The organism is Kitasatospora sp. NPDC057518 (assembly GCF_042802075.1).
Taxonomy (GTDB): Bacteria; Actinomycetota; Actinomycetes; order Streptomycetales; family Streptomycetaceae; genus Kitasatospora.
The window spans coordinates 1-4,598 of sequence record NZ_JBHVEU010000590.1; the positions used below are offsets into that span (position 1 = coordinate 1).

The window sequence follows — 4,598 nt, forward strand, 5'->3', positions numbered from 1 at the left end:
GCCCCCGCGGAGGTCCTCTGCGGGGGGATCCGGGCCGCGACGGAGGGTGTGCCTCAGCCGGCCGGGTGCACGGTCATCGGCAGGCCGCCGGCCACCCGCAGCGACAGCATCGGCTCGGGCGTCACCCGGTGGCCGGGCACCTTGACCAGCCGGAGGTCCCGGGCCACCACGGCGATCGTGAAGACGGCCTCCAGCAGCCCGAGGTGGTTGCCGACGCAGAAGCGCGGCCCCGCCCCGAACGGGATGTAGGCGTAGCGCGGCCGGTCCGTGGCCCGGTCCGGGTCGAAGCGCTCCGGGTCGAACTGCTCGGGCGCGTCCCAGAAGCGGGGGTGGCGGTGCAGGGTGTACGGGCAGATCAGGACGTCGGCGCCGGCCGGCACGTGGTAGCCGCCCACCTCGTCGTCCGCCTGCGCCTGCCGCGGGAGGATCCACACCGGCGGGTAGAGCCGCATGACCTCGTCCACCACCCTGGAGGTGTACCGGAGGCGGTGCAGGTCCTCGAACTCGGGCAGCCGGTCGCCGAGCACCTCGACGGCCTCGGCGTGCAGCCGCTCCCGCACCTCGGGGTGCCGGTCGATCAGGTGGAAGGTCCAGCCGAGGGTGCTCGCCGTGGTCTCGTGGCCGGCGAGCAGCAGGGTGACCAGTTCGTCGCGCATCCGCTGCCGGCCGACCCGCGGGTCGGGCTCCTCCGCGGTGGCCGTGATCAGCCGGGACAGCGCGTCGTCGCCCGTGCTCCGCCCGCCGTCGCGGGCGGTCCGGTCCGCGACCAGCCGGTCGACCACCCGCTGCAGGTCCTGCCGGGCCCGCCGGAAGCGCAGCTGCTTGGCGAGCGGCACCCAGGAGGGCACCGCGCCCATGGTGACCATGTCGAACATCGCCTGGTCCTGCACGGCCTCGAAGTCGTGGCCGACCGCCTCGAAGGCGCCGAGGTCGACGTCCAGCAGCGTGCGGCCGAGCACCCCGAGGGTGAGCGCCGTCACCTCGTGGACCACGTCGATGGGCCCGCCGCCCTCGTGCGCCCGCAGCCGGCCGACCAGCTTGACCGCCTCCTCCGCGACGACCCCGGCCTGCCGGGCGATCCGCTTGTGCTGGAAGGCGGGCTGGATCTGCCGGCGCTGCTTGCGCCAGAGCTCGCCCTCGCTGGTCAACAGGCCGTTGCCGAGGGCGCGTCGGGCCTGCACCAGGCCGATCCCCTTGTGGTAGTTGGCCGCGTTGTCCGCGAGCACGTGCTTGGCGTGCTCGGGGTGGTTGAAGAAGTAGAGCGTCTTGGGGCCGATGGAGATCCGGACCGCGTCGCCGTACTCCCGCGCGGCGGAGCGCATCAGCTCCAGCCGGTCCCCCACCAGCCTGCGCAGCAGGACCGGAGCGGCCCGGCGCGGCGGGCCGGGCGGCACCCGGCGGGTCGCGGGCACGGCTAGCACCCCCCGTCGTTCGCCAGGCGGTCGGCGACGGCCCGGCGCCACACCTCGTACGCGGGCAGCGCGCCCGGCACCGGCCCGGCCGGCCGGACGTCCCGGGTGACCCTGGCCGCCTCCTCCGGTCCCATGCCGCAGAGGACCCGGGTGGCCAGTTCCGTGTGCGGGACCAGCAGGCCGGCCCGCAGTCGGGCCTCGGCCGCGAACGCGCTGCCCTGCGCGACGATGGCCCGGTGCGGTCCGGCCCGGTCCCGGAACGCCCGCAGCTCCGCCTCGTCCGCGCCGCCGGCGTAGGTGGCCGCCAGTCCGGCCCCGCTGTAGAGGTCGGACCACCGGGACTCCGGGAACTTCTCGATCATGGTCGCGACCAGGTCCGCGTCGGTGCCGCCGACGAACCACAGGGCCCGGCCGATGCCCTGGTCGATCGCGTGGCCGGCGTACGACGGCGTGTCACCGGCCGGCCAGGGGAAGGCCGGCTCGCGGTACTGCTCGTGGACGTACCGGGCGGTACGGAAGTACGCCTGGTGGAAGCCGTACCCGTCGAGCACGAGCCAGCGCAGCAGCGGGTCGAGCCCGTCGACGTCCGGCCAGCGGAACCTCGGCAGCCGGGCCATCGCCCAGCCGATCCCGACGTAGACCATGTAGACGTGGTCCGCGCCCCGCCCGGCGAGGAAGCGCCCCACCGAGCCGCGGCCGGACAGCGGCAGCCCGTCGAGCACGGCGAAGCCCATGCCGGCGCCCTCGTAGGCGAATCCGCGGAACGGGGCCGGAACGCCCTCCAGGCGGAGCTCCGCCGCCGCCGGGTCCCGGGCCTCCATCGCGTACGCGTAGCCCTCCAGGAACCGCCCGCCGACCGACTCCAGCAGGTGCTGGGCGTCCGGTGACTTCCGGTGGAAGCCGCGCTTCTCCAGTAGGGTCTCCGAGGTGCTCGGGGTGAGAACGCGTCGTCGGAGCGTTCGCCATGCACTGGGCACGCCATTCTCCTCTCAGGTCTTCCTCACGTCGGTGCGCTGCCACGCGGATGGTGCCCGGCCGGCTCCGGCTGGGCTTCTCCGCACCTGCTCAGTTCGCGGGGGCCGCCGCGGGCGGCCGGGGCCGGTCCGGCTGCCCGGCGGCACGGAAGTGCGTCCGCACGTTGGCCCGCCACAGCTCGTACGCCGGCGGTCCGGCGGTGGTGGCGCCCGGGGCACGGCCGGCCGCGGCGGGCTCGTCCACCGCGCAGTCGTCGGCCAGCTTCGCGGCCCCGTCGACCGACAGGCCGGTCAGGGCCGTGGCGGCGGCCTCGCAGTGCGCGGGCACGAAGCCCGCGTACGCGCGCGCCTTCGCGGCGAACACCGACCCCTGGGCGAGCTCCGCCCGGTGCTCCCCCGCCTCCCCGCGCAGTGCGGCCAGGCCGTCCGCCGTGGCGCCGCCGGCGAAGGTCGCGGCCAGTCCCACCCCGCTCCACAGGTCGGCCCGCCGGTCGGCGCGGAACCTCCGCACCGCGACGGCCACCTGCTCCGGCACCCCGCCGTGGATGAACCACAGCGCCCGCCCGATGCCCTGGTCGACGGCCCGCCGGAAGTACTCCGGCGCGCCCTGCCACGGGTACGGCTTCACCTCGCGCTGCTCGTCCACCCAGCGCCGGGTGCCGAAGTAGGCGAGGTCGAAGCCGTACCCGTCGACCGCCAGCCAGCTCATCGTCGGGTGGTACGGCGTCCCGGCCAGGTCCGGCAGCACCTTGCGCCACAGCGGCCGCGGCAGGCGCGCCATGGCGAAGCCGATGCCGATGTACGCCAGGAAGATGTGCGGCTGCCCCGGCCCGGCCAGCAGGTCGCGGGTGCGGCTGCCCCGGCCCGTCGCGTCCAGGACGGTGAAGGCCATCGTGGCGCCCTCGTAGGCGAATCCGCGCTGCTCCGGGTCGACCAGGCGCAGCCGGCGCTCGACCTCCCACTGGTTGCGGGCGTCGATGCCCCACTCGAAGCCGCAGACCACCGCCTGGGGCACCGCCTCCAGGCGTTCGGTGGCGGCCGTGGGGGTCACCGGGAAGCCCCTTCCGGCGAAGGCCACCGAGGCCAGTGACGGTGTCAGCACCAGTCGGCGCAGTGATCCGAAGGTCGTCGGCACGATCCCTCCCAGCCCAGCGTCCTGAATGACGGCCCCTCCATGCTCCGGGGGCGGCGGGGGCGGCCGCATCTCCGCGGTTGCGTTCTTTTCGGCCGGACGACCGTCACTACCCGAACTCCCTTTCACCAAGCGGCCTTTCCTCACCTAAGGTTTCCTCGGCCAGACCGTCGAAAGGCCTCGGAAACCGCGCCCGGGGGTACCGCGGACCGTGTTGTCGAAATCCCCGGCGGCGCGGTGGAATGGGGCCGTGCGGGAGCTGGTCCCCGGCGCCGTCGGGTCCGTTCCCCGTCCAGGCCGTCCCATCGAAGGAGTGCGCGCATGAACACGCGTCACCAGCAGGACGAGGCCCCGCCCGAGCCGCTCTGGGACCGGGCGCCCGACTGCGTGGCCTACCGCCGGTCCCGGCGGAACATCACCGAACTGCTGCTCGCCGCCCGGCCCGGGGCGGCCGGCGTCCCGGTCCCCGCCTGTCCCGGGTGGACCGTCCTGGACCTGCTCGGCCACCTGGTCGAGGTCTGCCGGACGGTGGCCGCCGACGTGCCCGGCAACCTGTGGGAGGTGCCGCACGCCGAGTCCGGCACCGGCCTGGCCGGCCTGCTCGAGGAGTGGTCGCGGCTGGACGGCCCGGTGGAGCGGGTGCTCTCGGACACGCCGCAGCTGCGGCACACCATGATGATGATGGACGCGTTCACCCACGAGCTCGACCTGCGCGGCGCGCTCCGGGCGCCGGTGGTCGCGGACCAGCCGTCGTACCCCTCCGCCCTGGACCTGGTCGTCCGGGGCTTCGCCAACTCGGTGCGCTCCCATGGGCTTCCGGCGCTGCGCATCCGGACGGCGGGCGCCGAGTGGCAGGCCGGTGACGGCGAGCCGGCCGCCGTCCTCCAGGGGCACCGCCACGACCTGCTCCGGTCGCTCACCGGCCGGCGGACGGTCGGGCAGGTCTCCGGACTGGCCTGGAGCGCCGCGCCGGACGCCTGGCTGCCCGCGTTCACCTGGGGGCCGTTCCGGCCACCGGAGCGACCCGTGGAGGCCGCCGTCGCCGCGCGGTAGCGCCCGGACCGCGGAACGGCTCCGTGG

Annotated in this window: 4 protein-coding genes; 1 reads left to right on the top strand and 3 read right to left on the bottom strand. The window is 75.3% G+C overall.

The window, feature by feature from the left end; translation table 11 throughout:
• Positions 1 to 53: 53 nt before the first annotated feature.
• From ACFU7Z_RS36655 to ACFU7Z_RS36665, 3 genes are all read right to left on the bottom strand, one after another.
• Entirely contained in the window at positions 54 to 1,412 is a 1,359-nt protein-coding gene (locus tag ACFU7Z_RS36655; protein ID WP_380782390.1) for a cytochrome P450, read from the bottom strand.
• Positions 1,413 to 1,414: 2 nt separating this feature from the next.
• Positions 1,415 to 2,389, bottom strand: coding sequence for a DUF1702 family protein (locus tag ACFU7Z_RS36660; RefSeq protein ID WP_049657649.1), 975 nt, complete (start codon positions 2,387 to 2,389; stop codon positions 1,415 to 1,417).
• A gap of 88 nt (positions 2,390 to 2,477) precedes the next feature.
• Complete coding sequence (locus tag ACFU7Z_RS36665) at positions 2,478 to 3,521, bottom strand: DUF1702 family protein (RefSeq protein WP_380782393.1); 1,044 nt, start codon at positions 3,519 to 3,521, stop codon at positions 2,478 to 2,480.
• Positions 3,522 to 3,839: 318 nt separating this feature from the next.
• Between ACFU7Z_RS36665 and ACFU7Z_RS36670 the strand changes: the two genes are divergently transcribed.
• Positions 3,840 to 4,571 carry a maleylpyruvate isomerase family mycothiol-dependent enzyme gene (locus tag ACFU7Z_RS36670; RefSeq protein ID WP_049650279.1) on the top strand — a complete coding sequence of 244 codons (732 nt, stop codon included), beginning with the start codon at positions 3,840 to 3,842 and terminating at the stop codon, positions 4,569 to 4,571.
• Positions 4,572 to 4,598 lie beyond the last annotated feature (27 nt).

Excerpts from the sequence above, each read along its gene's own strand:
- ACFU7Z_RS36670 (WP_049650279.1), top strand. The coding sequence starts at position 3,840 with ATGAACACGCGTCACCAGCAGGACGAGGCCCCGCCCGAGCCGCTCTGG.